Source organism: Acinetobacter sp. NIPH 2100 (assembly GCF_000369805.1).
Lineage (GTDB): Bacteria > Pseudomonadota > Gammaproteobacteria > Pseudomonadales > Moraxellaceae > Acinetobacter.
In genome coordinates this window covers 682,030-702,972 of sequence record NZ_KB850224.1, presented here as the reverse complement: position 1 = coordinate 702,972, position 20,943 = coordinate 682,030, and the positions used below count along the sequence as shown (strand labels likewise).

16 protein-coding genes are annotated in these 20,943 nt (G+C 41.0%); 10 read left to right on the top strand and 6 right to left on the bottom strand.

Annotation, left to right across the window (positions count from 1 at the left end):
- Positions 1-93 precede the first annotated feature (93 nt).
- The 7 genes from F887_RS14690 to F887_RS14720 all read left to right on the top strand — a co-directional run bounded on the left by F887_RS14690 (position 94) and on the right by F887_RS14720 (position 7,825).
- A complete protein-coding gene (locus tag F887_RS14690; protein WP_005291794.1) occupies positions 94-2,904 on the top strand; it encodes a GacS-like sensor histidine kinase in 2,811 nt (936 codons plus the stop codon).
- Positions 2,905-3,035: 131 nt separating this feature from the next.
- Entirely contained in the window at positions 3,036-3,824 is a 789-nt protein-coding gene (locus tag F887_RS14695; protein ID WP_005291792.1) for a crotonase/enoyl-CoA hydratase family protein, read from the top strand.
- Positions 3,825-3,845: 21 nt separating this feature from the next.
- Positions 3,846-4,712: an NAD(P)-dependent oxidoreductase gene (locus F887_RS14700; RefSeq protein ID WP_005291790.1), complete on the top strand. Its 867-nt coding sequence runs from the start codon at positions 3,846-3,848 to the stop codon at positions 4,710-4,712.
- Positions 4,713-4,742: 30 nt separating this feature from the next.
- On the top strand, positions 4,743-5,537 hold the full coding sequence (locus F887_RS14705) for a hydroxypyruvate isomerase family protein (protein WP_005291788.1): 795 nt from the start codon (positions 4,743-4,745) through the stop codon (positions 5,535-5,537).
- A gap of 81 nt (positions 5,538-5,618) precedes the next feature.
- Positions 5,619-6,017, top strand: a complete 399-nt coding sequence (rsfS, locus tag F887_RS14710; RefSeq protein WP_004774663.1) for a ribosome silencing factor — start codon at positions 5,619-5,621, stop codon at positions 6,015-6,017.
- Between the two features lie 179 nt (positions 6,018-6,196).
- Complete coding sequence (locus F887_RS14715; RefSeq protein WP_005291787.1) at positions 6,197-6,817, top strand: NUDIX hydrolase; 621 nt, start codon at positions 6,197-6,199, stop codon at positions 6,815-6,817.
- Positions 6,818-7,003: 186 nt separating this feature from the next.
- Complete coding sequence (locus F887_RS14720) at positions 7,004-7,825, top strand: SDR family NAD(P)-dependent oxidoreductase (RefSeq protein WP_005291785.1); 822 nt, start codon at positions 7,004-7,006, stop codon at positions 7,823-7,825.
- Positions 7,826-7,889: 64 nt separating this feature from the next.
- Here the strand turns inward: F887_RS14720 and F887_RS14725 are convergent, their stop codons facing one another.
- From F887_RS14725 to F887_RS14735, 3 genes are read right to left on the bottom strand one after another with little or no spacing between them, the layout of a single operon-like run.
- Complete coding sequence (locus tag F887_RS14725; RefSeq protein ID WP_005291783.1) at positions 7,890-9,344, bottom strand: NAD(P)(+) transhydrogenase (Re/Si-specific) subunit beta; 1,455 nt, start codon at positions 9,342-9,344, stop codon at positions 7,890-7,892.
- Between the two features lie 3 nt (positions 9,345-9,347).
- Positions 9,348-9,671, bottom strand: coding sequence for a proton-translocating transhydrogenase family protein (locus F887_RS14730; RefSeq protein WP_005051598.1), 324 nt, complete (start codon positions 9,669-9,671; stop codon positions 9,348-9,350).
- 12 nt (positions 9,672-9,683) lie between these two features.
- Entirely contained in the window at positions 9,684-10,811 is a 1,128-nt protein-coding gene (locus F887_RS14735) for a Re/Si-specific NAD(P)(+) transhydrogenase subunit alpha (RefSeq protein ID WP_005291780.1), read from the bottom strand.
- Between the two features lie 866 nt (positions 10,812-11,677).
- On the opposite strand from F887_RS14735, the gene F887_RS14740 reads away from it, so the two are divergent.
- The gene (locus tag F887_RS14740; protein WP_005291778.1) at positions 11,678-12,097 is read left to right on the top strand and encodes a RidA family protein; all 420 of its coding nucleotides are present in this window, start codon (positions 11,678-11,680) and stop codon (positions 12,095-12,097) included.
- Positions 12,098-12,116: 19 nt separating this feature from the next.
- A complete protein-coding gene (locus tag F887_RS14745; RefSeq protein ID WP_005291776.1) occupies positions 12,117-13,310 on the top strand; it encodes an MFS transporter in 1,194 nt (397 codons plus the stop codon).
- Positions 13,311-13,600: 290 nt separating this feature from the next.
- Here the strand turns inward: F887_RS14745 and F887_RS14750 are convergent, their stop codons facing one another.
- The 3 genes from F887_RS14750 to F887_RS14760 form a co-directional block, all read right to left on the bottom strand.
- Complete coding sequence (locus F887_RS14750) at positions 13,601-13,885, bottom strand: hypothetical protein (RefSeq protein ID WP_005146625.1); 285 nt, start codon at positions 13,883-13,885, stop codon at positions 13,601-13,603.
- Positions 13,886-14,650: 765 nt separating this feature from the next.
- Entirely contained in the window at positions 14,651-18,256 is a 3,606-nt protein-coding gene (locus F887_RS14755; RefSeq protein ID WP_005291773.1) for a transporter substrate-binding domain-containing protein, read from the bottom strand.
- A gap of 8 nt (positions 18,257-18,264) precedes the next feature.
- On the bottom strand, positions 18,265-18,900 hold the full coding sequence (locus F887_RS14760) for a response regulator (RefSeq protein WP_005291771.1): 636 nt from the start codon (positions 18,898-18,900) through the stop codon (positions 18,265-18,267).
- Between the two features lie 872 nt (positions 18,901-19,772).
- Here F887_RS14760 and dusA point away from each other — a divergent pair.
- Positions 19,773-20,777, top strand: a complete 1,005-nt coding sequence (gene dusA, locus F887_RS14765) for a tRNA dihydrouridine(20/20a) synthase DusA (protein WP_005291766.1) — start codon at positions 19,773-19,775, stop codon at positions 20,775-20,777.
- Positions 20,778-20,943: the final 166 nt, after the last annotated feature.

The following is a 20,943-nucleotide window of genomic DNA, read 5'->3' as shown; positions in this document are numbered from 1 at the left end:
CCTTTTCACTATGCTTTTTATTGGCAAGCAGATGTCCTTGATTTTCACAAAGCGTGCTAAGATGTTGCGCAGAATGATAAATCTGACCGTACTATGTCAAATTTCAATAAGACCATATCGAAACGCTTACGCCTGAATCATGCTTATGGGCAATTGATTGCACTTATTTTAGTGCCGATTGCAATTTTGACAGGTGTTGGAATTCTTTGGGTTTTATCCGAAACCACAAGCTCCGCAAAATCACAACAACGTTCGGATGCTTCGGCCATTTTGGCACGCTACCATCAAACCGCAAATGATTTATTACGCTTGGTGCAAGAGCAACCTGATCAATATGATCGTGCCCAAAACATCATGCAAAAAATGTTTGATGAAAAAAACTTACAGCGCGCAGTGCTTATTGATACTCGTGGGCAAACCTATTTAAGCGTTGGCTATCAAAACAACCGCTTTTGGCCAAATTTTCCAGAAAATAGTAATTTCTTTGGACCCATTGCCCACAACCACAACAGCATCTATGGTTCAAAGTTGGACAGCGGCAACCCCAACTCGGTTTGGTTAATGATTGAATTAGACAATCAGCCCCTTGAGCTGGCGCGCTATAAAATCCTGCTTTCATTGGTGGTCACTGGACTCATCACCCTATTAATTCTATTGTTCTGTTTAAATGTCTTTTCACGTCGCTGGCTCGCACCGCTGTATGAAATCCGCATGCAGATGCAACGCTTAAATGCCGATACGCTAGATCAACATATTGTGGTGAATAGTACGGGTGAATTACGTTTGTTACAGCGTGATATCGCCAATGTTGTGAAACGTCTGCATTTTAGTTTCCTTGAATTAAAAGAACATACCGAACAAACTGAAGAAGATTTACGTCGCACACTCGACACCCTAGAAGTTCAGAACATTACCTATCGTCAGGCACGTGACCAAGCGATTTCATCCAATCAATCCAAGTCGGTGTTTTTGGCCAACATCAGCCATGAACTTAGAACCCCACTGAACAGTATTGATGGCTTTATTCACTTGTTGCTACGTCAGCAAAATCTGAGCAATGAACAGAATCTTTACCTGCAAACTATTCGAAAATCATCTGCACATTTATTGGCACTGATCAATGATGTACTGGATTTCTCTAAAATTGATGCAGGTAAACTCGAACTTGAGACTGCACCCTTTGACCTTGAAGAAGCCATTTTCGATGTCATGGATATGCTCTCGCCTCTGGCCGCACAAAAGCATATCAACATGGCCTTCTATTATGCAGAGAATATTCCAAAGCATGTGGTAGGAGATGCATTACGCTTTAAACAAATCCTGACCAATCTAATTTCCAATGCGATCAAATTCACACCTGATGGTGAGATCATTGTGCGTGTACGTATGGAAGATGATGAAATTGGACAATGTTTACTGCACTTTAGTGTCCAAGACAGCGGAATCGGCCTCAGCGGCACTGATCGTAAAAAGCTGTTTGAATCATTCTCGCAAGGCGATGCATCGGTTACCCGTCAATTTGGCGGTACTGGATTAGGTTTAGCGATTTCCAAACAGCTGGTGCATTTGATGCATGGCCAAATCGGTTTTGAAGACAACCAAGAGCGTGCACCGACAGAGAAAGGCTCGACCTTCTGGTTTACCGCCTCATTTAAAGTTGAAGAACAAGATGAGTTTGTTGAACATCCTCATTTCGATCATCTGCAAGTGGTGTCATATCTTGCCCACCCTGCAACGGCCAGCGTACTGCGTTCATATTTAGAGAATTACCATGTCTCCCACATCGAAACCCAATCGATTCTGGACCTCTTCAGCCGTTTAAATCATCTCAATCAACAAGAGAATACTTGGCTGATCGTCGATCATAGTGGTGATACAGAGGCCTTACTTAAAGAGATTCGTCAACGCTACCATGGCAACTTAGCTGTTTATGGTTATCAGATGAGCCTTGAACCCAACATGCTCAATGAATACCGCGCGCGCCCACTGTATCAACCGCTAAGTCGTCGTGAGTTGGTACAACTGCTCGGCAATGAGCCTGTTTTTGAACAAGAACCTGAAGACTTTAATGGTCAAGGTTTACACATCTTGGCAGTGGATGATCATCTGCCTAATTTGATTGTACTTGAAGCCTTACTCGGCGAACTCAATGTCACCACCACCAAAGCGTTAAGCGGCCAGAAAGCCATCGACATTATTCAAGAGCGAATCGAACAAAAATCGCCGCCGTTTGATTTGGTCTTTATGGATATTCAAATGCCTGTCATGTCAGGGATTGATACCACTCGTGCAATTCGCTCATTGGAGTCAACGCTTGATAATGGCATGCAGCTGCCAATTATTGCCCTTACAGCACATGCACTGGCTGATGAAAAGCAGAAGCTGCTCAAAGTCGGTATGAATGATTATGTGACCAAACCGATTCAGATGGAGCAAATCATTCAAATCCTGACCCATTGGACCAAAAATAATTTCAGTACTCAGCCTGCGAATATTGAACCTAAACGTCCAATTGAATCGATCGACCCTCAAATCCTGAACTGGCAACAAAGCGTTCAACTTGCTGCCAACAAAGAAGATCTGGCACAAGATCTATTGAATATGCTGGTGGATAGTTTTGATACAGAACTGGCGGAAATGCAGCAATTGATTGAGATGGAAGATTTTCCACAACTCGAGCATGTCCTACATCGCCTTTATGGTGCAACACGTTATGTCGGTACACCAAACTTACAACAAGTGTCGGGTGAGTTTGAACAATTTGTCTCGACTTTACGCAAAGAACGCCGCAAAGCAGATGATGTGTTTATCCGTGAAACCACACATCGTTTCAATGAGCTCAGTACTGCGATTGAACAGGTAAGGCAAGCAGCCAACTTGATTCTACATGCTCACGACTCATAACACAGCGAGTTGAGATATATAACACGAACAATGATGAAAATAAGAGCAGTCCTTTTTGTGACTGCCCTGTCATGTTTCCAGCTAAAGACTCATGCTATGCTGCCTCATCAAACACAATAAGAGTAAGACAGATGGCACTTTTACGCGTTGAAAAGAACAATGGAATCGCAACAGTCTCCCTAAATCGACCTGACAAACGCAATGCAATGAGTTTTGCATTACTGAAAGAATTGGTGGCGACTGCAAAAAAAATTGAAAAAGATCGTTCAATCCGTTGTGTCATCCTGACTGGTGAAGCCCATGTTTTCAGTGCAGGCATCGACCTCTCTGATTTAAACAATCCTAAAAATACAGCTTTTGCTGCATGGGAACTGATTAAACCAGGCCAAAGCTTGTTCCAAAAAGCCTTCCTGATTTGGCAGAACTTACCCATCCCAGTCATTGCAGCAATCGAAGGCTATTGCTTTGGTGCAGGCATGCAGTTAGCACTCGCAGCAGATATCCGTATTGCAACGCCAAGTACTCAAATGTCAATCATGGAAAGTCGCTGGGGCTTAGTCCCAGATATGGGACTCACTCGCTCGTTAAAAGGGTTGATTGGTGTTGATTTGGCCAAAGAGCTGACGTTGACCGCACGTATCTTTGATGCTGAATATGCAAAACAAATTGGTCTGGTGACCCATTTAGACAATGATCCATTAGCGAAAGCGAACATCATTGCTGAGGAAATTTTACAACGTTCACCAGATGCCATCATGGCAGCCAAACGTGTCTTAGATGCGATGGAACACCAACCAGAAAAAGCATTGCGCTTAGAAAAACTTTGGCAACTTAAGCTGCTATTAGGTAAAAACAGTAGTCTTGCGCGTAAAAAGGATAAGAATCCAGAGGTTCAATTCCTACCACGCCAATATAAATAATCACAACTTGGGTATATTCACATGCATGTTAATCAACAAACACCAATCGCATTTCTAGGTATGGGTTTAATGGGCACACGTATGACCAGCCGATTATTACAAGCAGGTTATTCCGTCGCGGTATGGAACCGCAGCCCACATGCATGTGAACCACTCCAGCAACAAGGTGCAAGCTTATTAGCATTGCATGAAATCGCAAACTATCCCGTTATTCTCACTTGTTTAGCTGATGATCAAGCCGTAGAAAGTGTTTTTGCCCAAATTCAACCTTATTTAAAGGCTGAACAGGTCATCGTGGATTTCTCCAGCTTATCAGTAGCAGCAACACAACAATTGGCCTTATCCGCTCAACAGCAACAGGTCACTTGGATTGACTCTCCCGTATCAGGCGGAACCATGGGCGCGGAACAAGGGACCTTGGTCATTTTTGCCGGTGGGGATGCGAAAACAATCGAACAACTTAGCCCAATTTACAATGTACTCTCACAACGTGTCACCCGTATGGGAGAAACTGGCACGGGGCAAGCCACCAAGATTTGTAATCAATTGATTGTCGCCGCCAACAGCACTTTAATTGCTGAAGCCGTGGCACTTGCAGATCAGGCTGGCGTCGATACATCCCTTCTCGCACCTGCGTTGGCAGGTGGTTTTGCTGACTCAAAACCTTTTCAAATCCTCGCACAACGTATGGCGACACAGACCTTTGAGCCTGTGCAATGGAAGGTGCAAACACTATCTAAAGATTTAAACAATGCGTTACAGCTCGCACAAAGTTTTAACTTAAAGATACCTGTTGCACAAAAAGCTCTACTACAGTTACAAGCTCACCAAGAAAATGGCTTTGCTGATAAGGATTTAGCGACTATCATCAAAATTATAGAACAATAAATAGGATCTATTGATTCAGGGAGTCCGAACATGAGCCATCTTGCAGTCAATTTATCAATGATTTTCACTGAAGTCCCTTTAATTGAGCGTTTTGCTTTGGCGCATACTCATGGTTTTCAGCATGTGGAAATTCAATTTCCTTATGAATTAGACATTATTGATATTCGAACCCAACTTGAACAATACAATCTTTCTCTGTGTCTAATTAACGTTCCAGCAGGTGATCTCATGCAGGGCGGCAATGGTCTTGCCGGTATACCTGGTCGCGAAGTCGAGTTTCATCAAGCGCTAGAACTGGCGATTCGCTATGCCAATGCACTGAATGTTCCACGCGTGAATATTCTCGCAGGTAAGCAACCCCATGATGCCGATTTACTCCCTTGCCTCAATACCCTCTCGAACAATCTAAAACTGGCTTGTCACATGTTAACTGAACAAGGCATTGAACCCGTTTTGGAAATGATTAATGGCACCGATATGCCACGCTTTCTAGTTCAAAACATTGCTCAAGCGCAAGAAATGCTGGAAGCGGTCAACCATCCTGCACTGAAAATGCAGTATGACTGTTATCATATGGCGATGATGGGTGAAGATGTTTTGGCAGGCTTACAAGAAAACTTGCATCAAATTGGGCATATTCAATTTGCAGACTGTCCAAGCCGCCATGAACCCGATACAGGAAATATCCCATATAAACAAATCTTTGACTGGTTACTACAAAGTGACTATCGAGGTCTTATTGCTGCTGAATACCGACCAAAAACCCAGTCAGATCAATCTTTTGCATGGAAAAAGAAGTATTTTTCCAATGATGTGAATACATAAACTGTTACTGCTAAAATTTGAACTTTTTAGAGAAAAACGGTATATTTGATGATGAGTAATTGTCAGGAAAATATACCCTCTATGAATTTAGAACCATCGCCCAGCGCTTCTAATTCTCACGACCTAAAAATCAAAACAGCGAACAAAGATGTACAAGCTTGCCTAAAAGTTGTACATGAAGCTCTCACTGATGTAAAAGCCAAAGATATTCTTGAACTTGACGTAAGTACGATTAGCAATGTTGCCGATGCAATTGTGATTGCAAGCGGCACTTCAACTCGTCATGTTAAAGCACTTGCAGACAATGTTGCTGATGAAGCACGTAAAGCAGGTTTCCGCCCAATCGGTGTCGAAGGTGAACGCGATGCTGAATGGATCTTAATCGACCTCGGTTTCGTTGTTGTACATGTGATGTTACCAACCGCGCGTAAGTTCTACGACTTAGAAAGCTTATGGCGTGCACCCGAATCTGTAGCGTAAAGCTCTCAAAAAAAGCGACCGAATAGGTCGCTTTTTTTATATATGACATACATCAATCAAAAGAGATCTCTAAACGCAAGCAAGCATAAGCCGACTTAATACTTGCCCCTTGCTGCTCGTTGTAAAATTTAATAGCAATGCTAGTATTAAACCCTCTGCTTAATCACTGCTAAAATAAGATGAAAGATTCAACAGAATGGATTGAAACACTCAATAAGATTACAGGATTGGCGCAATCAGGTTTGCACTACAGCAAAGATGTGTACGATAAAGAGCGTTATGAGCAACTACTTGATCATGTCCGCATCTTAATTGAATTAAAAGAAATTGATACAAACAACTTTATTCCGAATATTCTTCAAGACGTTGGTTATGCGACACCGAAAATAGATGTACGTGCAGTCGTATTTAAAGGCAATAAATTGCTATTAGTCAAAGAAACACAGGATGGTTTATGGTCGATTCCTGGTGGTTGGGCCGATGTTGGCTATTCAGCAGCCGAGAATGCTGAAAAAGAAGTCTTAGAAGAAACTGGTTTAGCGGTAAAAGCCACCAAATTACTGGCGCTCACAGATCGAAGAAAACACCCTCATCCAGCGATGTTCCTGCATGTTTATAAGGCATTCTTTTGGTGTGAGATTATAGCTGGAGACCTAAGACCGAGCATTGAAACCTCTGAGGTAGGTTTCTTTAGTAAGGATGAATTACCACCGATTTCAACAGCTCGTGTAACTCAAGAGCAAATCGATCAATTCTTCGATTTACTACAACAATTACCCGAAGATACTTACTTCGATTGATTTTAAAAGAAAACTAGTAATACATTTCATGGCCACGAAGGTTGCTAGACGCTGTTAGATATATCCCACCCATTAAGATACCAATCATCACTCACCTTTAAATTTGACATGACAAATTGTCAAAACTACAGCACTATACAGATTCTTGAAATCCCACTAAGAAATAGCATAACTGGAGTACAGGAAGTGAAAATACTGATTACAGGTGCCAATACAGGTATTGGCTTTGCCACAGCAGAACAATTGGTCAAACAAGGGCAACATGTCATTCTAGCGTGCCGAAATCCACAAAAAGCACAACAAGCACAAGACAAATTACGCGCACTGGATCAAGGGCAAGTTGATCTAGTTTCTCTTGATCTAAATAGTCTTGAACTTACCCGAAAGGCAGCAGATGAAATCGCAGATCGTTATGGCAATCTGGATGTATTGATCAACAATGCAGGCTTATTTGCCAAGACCAAACAACTGACAGCCGATGGCTTCGAGCAACAATTTGGTGTCAATTATCTTGGCCATTTTTTATTGACTCAAAAATTACTCCCTGTTTTACAACAATCTCCTCAAGCTCGTATTGTTCATTTGGCTTCGATTGCACACTGGGCAGGCTCAATTAAACCCAATAAATTCCGTGCAGAAGGTTTTTATAATCCCCTGTTTTATTATGGGCAATCCAAGCTTGCCAATTTATTACTAAGTAATGCTCTCGCAGAACAACTGGCAGATAGCTCAATCACCAACAATGCCTTACACCCTGGTGGAGTCGCTTCTGATATTTATCGCGACCTGCCTAAACCTGTTTATGCAGCAATGAAACTCGGCTTAGTTCCAACCTCTGTTCCTGCAAATCTGATCAGCCAAATGGCAATTGGAGATGAATGGGCAAAGCGTAATGGAGAATATGTGAGTGCACATATGCCCGACTGGAAGTCCTCACATGCAAAAAATCAGCAATTGGCACGTGATCTGTATCAGCAATCAATAAACCTTGTAGAAAAGTTTATTTAAAACAAATCATCCCAAATAAAAAAGCCACCCAAGGGTGGCTTTTACAATCTTAAGTAGGGTCAGATTAGTGACCACCACCATTGATTGCTTTGGTCATATCTTCCACAACTTTCTTGGCATCACCAAAGATCATCATGGTTTTTTCATTGTAGAACAAGTCATTGTCTAGGCCAGCATAACCTGTCGCCATAGAACGCTTGATCACCATGATAGTACGTGCTTTGTGTGCTTCAAGGATCGGCATACCGTAAATCGGTGATGTCGGATCGTCTTTCGCTGCAGGGTTCACAACGTCGTTTGCACCAATAACAAGTACCACGTCTGTTGCAGGGAAATCTGAGTTGATCTCATCCATTTCCAAGATGTCTTCATAAGCAACATCCGCTTCTGCTAACAATACGTTCATGTGACCAGGCATACGACCTGCAACTGGGTGAATCGCGAAGCGAACTTTTACACCCTGCTCTTTCAAGATTTCACACAATTCTTTCACCGCATTCTGTGCACGACCTTGCGCCATACCATAACCCGGTACAATCACAACGCTGTCTGCATTTGACATCAGGAAGCCTGCGTCATCTGCTGAACCAGAACGGTGGTTACGTTGAACTTGCTCACCTTTATCTGCTGATGCAACTGCTGCACCGCCCATTGCACCACCAAACAATACGTTGATGATTGAACGGTTCATCGCCTTACACATGATGTAAGAAAGAATCGCACCAGAAGAACCAACCAATGAACCTGCAACGATCAACATATTGTTTTCAAGTGTGAAACCAATACCTGCTGCTGCCCAACCAGAGAAGGAGTTCAAAAGCGATACCACAACTGGCATATCACCACCGCCCACTGGCGCAATCCAAACCCAACCAAATGCAAGAGCAAGTGCTGTCATCGCCCAGAATGCAGTCATATTATTCGTTAAGAAGAACATGATGCCTGCTGCAAGCATTGCAATAAAGATAAGTGCTTGAACAGGTTTAACCCATGCACCAGAAATGGTTTTTGCCCATTTCTTCGCAGCTAATTTACCGTAAGCAAATACTGACGCAGTAAAAGTAATTGCACCAACAAAGCAGCCAACAAACAATTCAAATAAATGAACCTTACTCATATGAGCATGTTGTACGCCAGCAGCAGTTAAAGCAGCTTCATTTTCAGCAAATAATGCCGTCAATTGGTTGTTATGCAAAATTGCAGCAATTGCAATTAATACCGCAGCCAAACCGACCAATGAGTGCATCAATGCAACTGTTTCAGGCATTTGCGTCATTGGAACTGTTCTCGCACGAGCGATACCAACAATACCACCTAATACCATTGCACCAACGATCATCCAAACGACAGGATGTTCTGCAACAAAGAACGTTGTTGCTACAGCAATCGCCATAGCGATCATGCCGTAACGGTTACCTGCAATCGCAGTCTTAGGACCTGACAAACCACGTAAGGTTAAGATAAAAAGGACGGCACCGATCAGGTAGAACCATTCCGCATAGTCTCGAATAAATTCCATCGATTAGCCCTCTTTTTTCTTTTGCTTTGGCTTGAACATTTCAAGCATACGCGCAGTTACAGCAAAGCCACCAAAGATATTGATACTTGCCAAGAACACAGCAATTGCACCAAGGACACTGACTACGTTTACGCTTTGAAATGCAACATTTGCATCTAATCCAATCACTGGCATACCCACAGTTTGGATCATTGCTCCAACAACAATAATTGAAGACAACGCATTGGTTACAGCCATAAGTGGTGTATGTAACGCAGGTGTTACACCCCAAACCACGTAATAACCCACGAAGATGGCAAGTACGAAAATTGTAATCGTTTCAACCATGAGAACTCTCCCTTAACCGCGCTTGAGCAGTACTTGACCGCCATGTGTCACAAGTAACGCTTTTTGGATTTCTTCTTCTTGATTGATCGCAAAAGCTTTATCTTTGTCGAATAATGTCTCAAGGAAGTTAAAAACGTTACGTGCATACAATGCAGATGCTTCAGTTGCAACTGTGCCTGGAATGTTTGGAATACCCAAAATTTTCACGCCATTTTCAGTTGTTACTGTTTCGCCTTCTTTAGAACCTTCAACGTTACCGCCCGTTTCAACTGCCATATCTAAAATGACAGAACCCGGTTTCATTTTGGCAACGGTTTCAGCTTTAATTAAACGCGGAGCATTACGACCTGGAATCAATGCAGTGGTGATTACGATGTCAGCATTTGATACAGCTTTATCTACAATCGCAGCTTGATCTTTGATGTATTGCTCACCCGGCTGCCAACCATAACCACTTTTCGCAGCTTCAGCAGCACGTTGTTTTTCTTCATCAGACATTGGCACATCGAGCCATTTACCGCCTAAAGATTCAACCTGCTCTTTTGCTGTTGGACGTAAGTCAGTTGCTTCAACCACTGCACCCAAACGTTTTGCAGTCGCAATCGCTTGAAGACCCGCAACACCAACACCCATAATCACAACACGCGCAGGTTTTACAGTACCTGCAGCCGTCATTAACATTGGGAACATACGTTGATATTCAGCCGCAGCTAACAATACAGACTTATAACCCGCCAAGTTTGCTTGAGAAGAAAGTACATCCATATTTTGTGCACGTGAAAGTGTACGTGGAAGTAATTCTAGAGCAAAAGCAGACACTTGCTGATTAGCAAACTGCTCGAGTTCTGGATTGCGGTAAGGGTCAAACATTGCTATTACAGTAGTATTCGCCGCAAGTTTTTGAATTTCATCGCCTTTAGGGGCACGTACCTTCAAAATAATTTGGCTGCCTGTATAAGCATCGTCCGTAATGGTTGCGCCAACTTGTTCATAAGCACTGTCAATGTACGCAGCTTTAACACCAGCACCACGTTGAATGACAATACTATGACCTGCGTTAATCAACTTCTTAACTGTCTCTGGTGTTGCCGCTACGCGACTTTCACCATGGATAGTTTCGGTTGGGATTCCGATCTGCATGAGCGTTCCTCAAGCTAGTTTTTCTTAAGTAAACATCGCAAATAGCAATGTTTCCCCCAGGAGTATTCTTTGTAGAAATTTGGATTCTAATGGAACTGTTTTAAAATTCCACCCAATATTTATTTAATAAATACCTATATTTTGAACTGATGATTCACATTCACATTTTTAGCTTGTATGATCCGCAGGTTTGCCTTTTGATCAGTCAAACCTTGTTTTTCATACTTTATGAATGTAAAAACTCGACCACTCTCGCTATCAATCCATCTATTTTTTATGCATTTCCCTTTCTAACACGAAAGATAAAAGCGGCATTCATTGAATAAATCGACTTATCATCCTGATCATCGTCACAATTAGACCAAATCCGTTTCACCAGATTGGATCGTTTCTTTTAGCTTGTAACAATAGATGGCTGAATCGGCATCATAATCATGCAGTTGCTGCGAAGGATTGGCTTCTCTGAACTTTTATTGGTCGTTTCGGCTACTTTTTAGCAGTGAATTGATAGGAAGCAATTAAATTAAGGCAATCCACTGTGATTTCGCCTTATCAATAAATCTGAATTGTATGCAGTGAATCATTCAGAAAAATCAAAAAGAGTTAAAAAAACTTGAATCGGCATTTTTTCAAGTGATATTTGTATGGTTTTGTCTAGCAAAAGCTTTTTTATTGCACAATATTGGTGCAAAAATCAAACACTCTGAGCAATCCAAGTAACTTTTGATCTCCGTAAAAATTAAAATTCTAAAAAATAGTCTTTTTATTGCCATCGATCGTTGATTTAGATTCGAAATTCACTTGACCTAAAGCTAACTTGAGCTTTGATACTCAATAGTCTCTATCTCCAGCATGATGTTTTAGTGATGAATCTGATCAACACAACTCTATTTGAAATAATAAATCCAGCTGAGCTTTATGACCCTCGTCCCAATGGTTATAGTCATATTGCCGTTGTACCACCAAATCTGCGAACCATTCATATTGCAGGCCAAGGTGGTGAAAATAAAAATGGTGAACTGTCAGAATATTTTGACCAACAGGTACAACAAGTCTTCTATAATATTCAACACGCTCTAACTTCAGTCCATGCGCAAATTACGGATATCGCGGTTTTACGCATTCTTATTGTGAATCACAGTGCTGAAAAACATCAGGCTTTGATTCAAATCATGCAAGATTTATGGAAAAACCATGCTTTCCCAGCATGCACCCTGATTCCTGTGTCTCGTTTGGCATTGGAAGGCATGCAAATCGAAGTTGAAGCAACTACCTATACCGCATAAATCAGTGATCGAGAAAATTATGTCTGCCCCCCAAGATATTAGTCAGAATAGAACCTTACTATGGTTTATGGCTGCAGCATGTGGTTTATGTGCGGGTGCCAACTATTATAGTCAACCGCTGATTCATTCCATTCAGCAGTATTTTGCTGTGACCGAAGGTCAAGCCGCACTTACGGTGACCTTTGCTCAAGTATCTTATGCATTGGGCTTATTGTTTATTGTGCCGATGGGCGACGTGGTGAATAAAACCAAGTTCATTCCTTTGCTGATGGGGTTATGTGCTGTAGGTTTATTTATCAGTGCGTTCTCAGTCAATTTGCCCATGCTCTGGCTTGGAACCGTGATGGCTGGACTATTCTCAGTCGCAGCACAAGTTCTAATTCCACTTGCAACCATGACGGTAAAACCAGAAAAGACTGGCGAAGTGGTTGGCTTTTTAATGAGTGGGCTGCTGGTTGGTATTTTACTTTCAACCAGTCTGGCGGGACTGTTTTCGAATTTATTCCACTGGAAAGTCATTTATGTGATCAGTGGTGTATTGATGCTGATCTTGGCCTATGCCTTAAAAAGTCGTTTGCCTTATGCCATGCGTATGAAAATGAATTATGGGCAAGTGTTCGCTTCAATGGCGCAACTGTTAAAACAAGAGAAGCGTTTGGTGTTACGCGCACTCGCGGGTGGCTTTGCTTTTGCTGCCGTGAGTATTTTGTATTCAACCATCGCTCTACTGCTTACATTAGCCCACCACCTGCCAGACCTCTTTATTGGTATGGTCACTTTGGTGGGTATCTTTGGTGCCCTCTCAACGCAATATGTCGGTAAATATGCTGACCAAGGTTATACCAACCACCTGACATGGATTGGCTGTGGCTTATTCATCTTAAGCTGGATATTTTTCTATTTCGGACAACGTTTCTTGTTCAGTTATATCCTTGGCTTTGCACTGATCCAACTGGCTTTGGCCTTAGTTCATACCAGCAATCAAAGTGTTATTTTCCGTTTACGTCCTGATGCAAAATCACGTATCAATGCCATTTATATGACGGCGTATTTCACTGGCGGTGCGTGTGGTTCGGCTCTAGGAATTTTTGCCTGGAATCACGGTGGCTGGAGCATGACCTGTTTAGCAGGAATTAGCCTCGTTTTTGCATGTATGCTGTTTAGCCTACTTGATTACCTGCTGAATAAGAAAAATAGCATCCTAAGCACATGAATACTGATTCTCATCTCTAAAGACTCAGACTTTAGAGATGAGCGCTGTTTGTAAAATAGATCTAGAGAGAATATCTATTTAGTTCAATGATATTATAAGTAGAAGTCCTCAGACTTAGATCAGATACTCAGCTCCAATCTCAAGATTCAAATTATTTTAATGTCTGACATAAAATCAGAAAGCAGTTCTACAACCACATGGAGCCACTCTAAGAGAATTTAAGGCCATGACGTGTAACTTATAATGAATAGCAAAGATAAATTGGAAATATTTTTATTTAAAAAATCAAATCAACATTCGCAAGTACCAAACATATTATAAATAAAATGCATTGGAGCACATTCAGGATAGACATCAACATTCAGCACTTTTGATACTTTTCCACTTGCTAATACTGTAATGAGATTGCCACGCTTACTTAAAACGACACCTCTAATGATATTGGTTTCAATATGTTCAAAAAATCGATTGATATGATTTTTATTTTTATAAAAATAAACCCGCTGCCCAGCTTTAATCTTTTTATGGTTAGCTCTTTGATATAAACCACATTCTTTACAAACCCACTTTTCCATTATTGCATCTCGAAATTTTAGCTATGAATTTCTGAACGGCACTAATGTGCGACCCGAAGTAATAGATGAGGTTTGTAGATCACGCTTCCCCTATTGCTTAGAGCAAGATTATGAATAGGTTAAATAAGGGGGAATATCATCCAATGATATAAATCACGTAGTGCAATAACGATTTCACTGTAGGGGGTCGACTACAAAGCTGAAATATTCCTCAGCGATTAGAATGATCATTTTTTTAATTTTAATTTGTCATTCATTCCCTACAAACATTTACGGCTTAGATTCAAAATAAAGACTTAAACCTGACAAATTAATTATCCACTTCCGATAAAGAAAACACCCTATTTCTACTACCATTCACTCCAAAATTGAAAACCATAACCAATTGAGTTATTGACTCATTGGGTTGTTTATTTGGAAGTTTTATCATGCCCAGAATAGTACTCGCCCTTAGCTTAATATTATATTTTTTAATGACTTCATTTATCTTTGCAAGCTCTACAGGGGAGATTTATTTTCATGGTGCAGTTATCGAGGAATCTGATTGTCAGGTTTCGCAAATAAATCACAAAATACAGTTAGATTGTTCAAGAACAGACAATACCTTATCTGAGTCTAAGGTTTTATCTGACTCACAACTAAAATAGCTAGATGAAGATAACAATTTAGCGGTTATGTTCCTCACCTATCATTGAATGCGATCTCCATAAACGCATCGCCTAAATCGATTCAGTCACCGAACTAAAGCAATATTTAAATCAGCTGTTAATCTGCTTTTTCATTGGCAATAAAATCTTCTATTGCATTATTGAGCTGCATAACAAGCTCTAACACTTGACTAGATCTTTGACAAAGCAATTCAAAATCTGCCGTATTTTCAGCATAATTTTCAAGTTCACGACAATGTCTTTCAACACCTGATGCACCTAAAATCTGTGCCGCTCCAGCCATACGGTGAAAACAGTGAGCTAAACCAGCATTATCTTGCTTCTCAATCAGTAAACGCGCCTGTTGTATATCTTTCATATTTTCATTGTGAGTTGTTAGCAATAACTGATGCAACAGCTCAGTATTATCATTGACTAAATGACGTAAAGCACCTAAATCAACCAGACTCGCCAATTGCTTCTGTACTGGTTTATTTTGAACAACATGCCGAAATACGGTATTTAAAAGCGTTTTTAATTGTGCGAGTTGTAATGGTTTAAACAGACAATCGTCCATCCCCTCAGCCAAATAACGTGCACGCTCTTCAGCTTGGGCATTTGCGGTGAGCCCAAAGATCGTCACGGGCCTAGTTGTTTCCTGACGCAACAAGCGTGTCAAGGTCATTCCATCCATAATTGGCATATTACAATCAGTAACCACCAAATCAAAATCATGTTTACGCCATAGCTGTAAGGCTTGTTCCCCATTCTCAGCCTCCATCACAAAATGTCCCAAACGTGTGAGTTGAGATTTGAGCAATAATCGATTAGCGGGATGATCATCTACAGCAAGAATACTCAAGGGTTGCATACGATCTGCGGCCATCGTGACACTCTCAACGGATACAGGTTGAAATTGGCGGTGTTCAACTGGAAGATGCACTGTAATATGCGTTCCTTTTCCTTGCTCGCTGCGTAGCGTAATTACGCCGCCCATCATTTTGACCAATTGCATACATATTGCCAGCCCCAACCCTGTACCCACTTGCATTTTCCCAGCATCAGATTGTTTGTATGGGGTAAATATTTGCCCTTGATCTTCTTCTGCAATCCCTACACCAGTATCGGAGACAACCAGCTCCAAAACCATATGTTGATCTTTCTTACGTAAGCATTTCATCCCGATCTCAATCGAGCCTTGCTCTGTAAATTTGATCGCATTGCTAATTAAATTAGAAAGCACTTGATGCAAACGCATCGGATCAATAAATATTTCATCTGGATGCCGGGCATCAATATGGCTAGATAAGGTCAGATTCTTTTGCCGTGCCAATCCTTCAAATACACGGACGATAGGTTGTACCAATTCATCAAAATCAGTCCATTTAGGCGCTAGTTCAAGTTCTCCAGACTCAATTTTAGCCATATCCAAAATTTCACCGATTAAATCCATAAGCGATTTGGCTGACTCATAGGCAACTTGTACGGCTTCCATATCGGTTTGAGTAAACGTTTTATTGGTCACTGTGAGTTCAAGTAAACCAATAATGGCACTGATTGGCGTACGGATCTCATGGCTCATGGTCGCCAAGAATGTACTTTTAGTCCGACTTGCCTGTTCTGCCCTTTCTCGCGCAGACGACAGTTCGAGTAACAGTGCTTCATGCTCGGTAATATCTTGCCAACTACAAATAAACCCAACAACTTCTCCATTTATCCCCATGTATGGAACTGCTTGATGGATGATTACACACATCTCATCACCATTCTTAATGGTATAACGATGTCTTAATAGCAGTGGTCCGTACGGATCATTAAGCATCTCTTGTAGAGTTGAATAAACAATCGCGAGCGGGTGCAAAGATGAGGTCAGTGCCAATTTGTCTAAATGCTTTTTGTCTAGCTTAAAAAAATCCTCCCAAGCCTGGTTACGGCTTAGAATATTTCCTTCTCGGTCAACCACATAAACTGGAACCAGCATACTATTGAATAATGTTTCTCTAAATTCGACCTGTTCCTTTAACTTCAATTGTGCTTTTTTTCGGGTACTCATTTTTTGTCGTAAGTAGTAATTCCAGCTCAACGAAATCAGAACCAAAGCCACAAAAATCCCTGCCAGCCAATAAAACTCCCGACGATATACGGTCCATGTATTCAATTTAACTGCAGGCGTTCCTTGCCACTTATATGCGATCATCGAAATATCTCGTGGGGAGATATCCGCTAAAGCCTTGTTGAGAATACTATACAGTTCAGGTTCATCCCGTTGTACAGCAAAGGATATATGTGAAAGGTTATCCCCTATTCGTGTGGCAATCTTGAGTTCATGACGGAAATAACTATCAATCATATAATTGGCACCAATCAGATTATGTACGGCGCCATCTACTTTTTTTTCTTTAACCCACTGCATTGCCAAGCTGGCATTCTCAGCTTTTACCAATTTGATCTGCGGATATTCTGTTTTTATCCATTCCCACAAAGAATTACCCGGCGTGATTGCTAAAGTCTTAACCTCCGATAATCCCTTCGGTGCGGTTGTACTATTTTTGACAATCAAGACAAAAGGAGGCTGAATATAAGGGCGAGTAAAGATGAGATGTTTATCTCGCTCATCACTGTAACTCATTGCAGCAATCAGATCGCCTTCATTTTGGCTCACTTTCTGGAACATCTCTGCAACGTTATCGGCTTCAACTGCCTTAAAATGTAAGCCTGTGCGTAAGTGAATCAACCGCAGCACATCCGCACTAATCCCATAAAACTGTCCGTTTGAATCCAGCATGGTAAATGGTGCATAGAGCGGATTAATAACGACGCGTACTTCTCGATTCTGATCTAACCAGCGCTGTTCCCGTTCGGTTAATGCCAAGCGTGACTGGAACTGCCATAAATCAGAGCCTGAACTCCATTGATGTGAAATCGCTTTTCGCTGTGCTGGCGGAATAGCTGCCAATACCGTATTGACCGTATGTGGTAAAACCTTCTCATCGGTTCTAAATAAAAAATGTGGTCCTGTTTCTTCCGTTGACAAGATTTTAGCGACCGATAGCAAATTATCGTAATTGCGTTCAACCAAATAACTCACTGTCGCAAAGCTACCAATAAAATAATCATTATTTCCAAACGCCACAGAAGATAATGCTGTTGCAGGTGAGGTGTAGCGGACTGTCTTTGCCTGAGGATAATATTTCGCGACCCATTCATCAGACAGAAAATCATCCAACAAAGCAATCCGTATATTCTGAGGTTTTTTTAGATCCTGTGTTAAAACTTCTTCTCGACCAACCAATGCAATCGCGTCAGGTGTGAAAGGAATACTTGCCTTAAACTCTGTTTCATCTGTAATATCATTGGCATAGTCAATCAACATATCGACCTGTCCCTGATTCAACCCATCAATTGCTGCATCTCGATCTGGATAACGTAGAACCTTGACGCGAACCCCTAAAGAATGGGCAATCAGCAAAGTATAATCAGCGGCAATTCCTTCAAAAATATCGGGTTCTAATAACAGAGCAAATGGGGGATTTTTCGGATCATAGACGGCTACTTTTATTTCTTGTTTTTTCCCGAGCCAACGCCAGTCTTTATCATTTAATTCAAATTCAAGCTGGATCGGTGCTTCCCGACTGAAAACTTTCATCAGTTGTGGAGACTCTGCCCGTACAGCATTGCAAAACAGGCAGAACACGACACAACCCAGTATCCACAGTTTTGGCATATGATTCCTTAGACCAAATGATTACGCTGGGCAAAGTCATACAACTCCATCATATTTTTTAGCTCAAGCTTTTGCATCATGCGACTTTTATAAGTACTTACCGTTTTATCACTGATATGCATAAGCCCCCCGATATCAATCACTTTTTCGCCTTTGGCTAAATAAAGGAGTACCTGTAACTCTTTGGATGAAAGTTCAGCAATTTTATTCTTTTCAATATCAGTATCAGTTAAGGTCGCATCAGCAACGTGAAGACGTGCAAGGGCGCGCGGAAAATAGCCATAACCTCCGCGTAGCGCACGAATCGCATCATGAAGTTCAACCAGTTGATTTTTCTTACTAATAAATCCATCGGCACCTGCACTCGCACAGCGTTTAATATAATGATCATCATCCTTGCCGCTGAGCATCAGCATACCGCCTTGATAACCATTTTTACGTAAGCGCTGAACAACCTCAATACCATTCAAAGACGGCATATCAATATCAATCACAACTAAATCAGGCCCAAGCTGCTTAATTAAAGAAACCGCATCCAAACCATCCCCCGTTTCTGCAAGTACGGTCATACCTTCTTTTTCCAAAAGCATTCGAACAGCCAACCGTGCAACGGGATGATCATCTACAATCAATGCGTTGTGCATATCTTTCCTTTAATATTTATAGAGTAGATCTTGTAAAAGTATAAATTTATGTAAAAAAAACCAATGAATTACGCTGCTAATTTTACTACAGCGTTGGATACATAATTGTATTTCTTTTACAACATCTAGATCAGCTAAAAGCGATATCCCACCGATCTTTGCTTAATCACCAGAAATGCTTTCCCAAATAAAAAAGCATGATTAAAATGGATATAAATCAAATGTTTTTATAATTTTAAGGTTTAATTTTTTTGAAATTCGAAATGTACAAATAGCATCACTTTTGAATATAAAACATTGAGTCATCGCTATTACACTGCTTAGAATTTACTCTATACCATTTAATTTTTTTATTTGAATATAATAATTTTAGACCAAGAACAATCAACCTGCTGAGCACTTATATGCACCAGAAGCAAGTTAGCTTAATAATCAAAAAGCCAGTTTCAGAAATTCCACTTTAACTGCTGCACCATGAACATAGGAAATATGATAAACATAATCAACAGCAAGGCACCAGAATAACTGATCACACCTAATACGGCAAAAATAGTTGATATCACCGTTATTATAGTCGATAGAATCAAGCCTAAACTTAATGTGCTCATTCGGGAGTCCTCACACAGAAATAGAATATATACAAAGTCAGCATGACTCTGCTTTATCTTTTTGAGTGATGATCCGTCTAGAGCAATCAGACATAAGAAGTATGGTCCAATACTGCTTAGGCTGATGCCAAGGATGTTCGGTTTTTCTGTAAGGATGAAATTCTAATGCTGTAATCAAAGCCCTACAGAGGATAATTGGTGAATTGATCACAAAACTCGTATAATGCTGCCCTTTCTTTGCTTGTCCACATCCGAGAACTGTTTATGCAACCACTTGAATCATTAAAGCCACGCATTTCCGTCGCGCCAATGATGGATTGGACAACAAAAGATTATCGTTATTTTGCGCGCCTGTTTAATCCAAATGTCGTGCTCTATACCGAGATGGTCACAACAGGTGCGATTATCTATGGTGGTGCAAATCGTCATTTAGACTTCAATCAACAAGAACATCCCATTGTTTTACAGCTTGGTGGCTCCAATCCGCAAGAGTTGGCAACCTGTACCAAAATGGCGGAAGATTGGGGCTATAACGAAGTCAATTTAAATGTCGGCTGCCCAAGTGACCGTGTACAAAATAATAAAATTGGCGCCTGTCTCATGGCTGAGCCAAATCTGGTTGCCGAATGTATTCATAGCATGCAAAAAGCAGTGTCAATCCCTGTGACCGTGAAACATCGTATCGGGATTGATGATATGCAGTCTTATGAAGAAATGCTGCATTTTGTGGATACGGTTGCTGCAACTGGTTGTACTCATTTTATCGTGCATGCACGTATTGCTATTTTGCAAGGCTTATCACCTAAAGAAAACCGTGATGTTCCACCTTTACGTTATGACGATGTCTATCGTTTGAAGCAAGAACGCCCACATCTCACCATCGAAATTAACGGCGGCATCAAAACTTTCGAAGAAACACAGCAACATTTACAGCATGTAGATGGTGTCATGATTGGTCGTGAGGCTTATCACAATCCATATCTTTTGGCCGAAATGGGACAACTCTGGAATCTGGAAGCACCTGATCGTTTCGAAATCATGCAACAGATGATGCCGTATATTCATCAGCGGGTTGCTGAAGGTGCACCCTTGTCGATTATCACCCGACATATTTTGGGTCTATTCCAAAACCTGCCTGGTGCAAGAAAATGGCGTCAAGCGCTTAGCGGTGGCAATGCCAAAACGATTGCTGATATTGAACATGCAATTCAAAATATTCAAACAGCAATACAAAGAACCGAAGATTATCTGAAAGAGCATCAATCTTAATTGATGCTTTAAAATTGCCAACTTCATCACGGTGTGAAATATCATTTTACAAATATGAAAGATTTCTTTAAAGAGAACTTAAACCTTTTATAATTAAGATGATCTTCAAAAAATATTCATTCAAAATTCATTATAATTCGATCATTTTGTTATATTATTACATTAC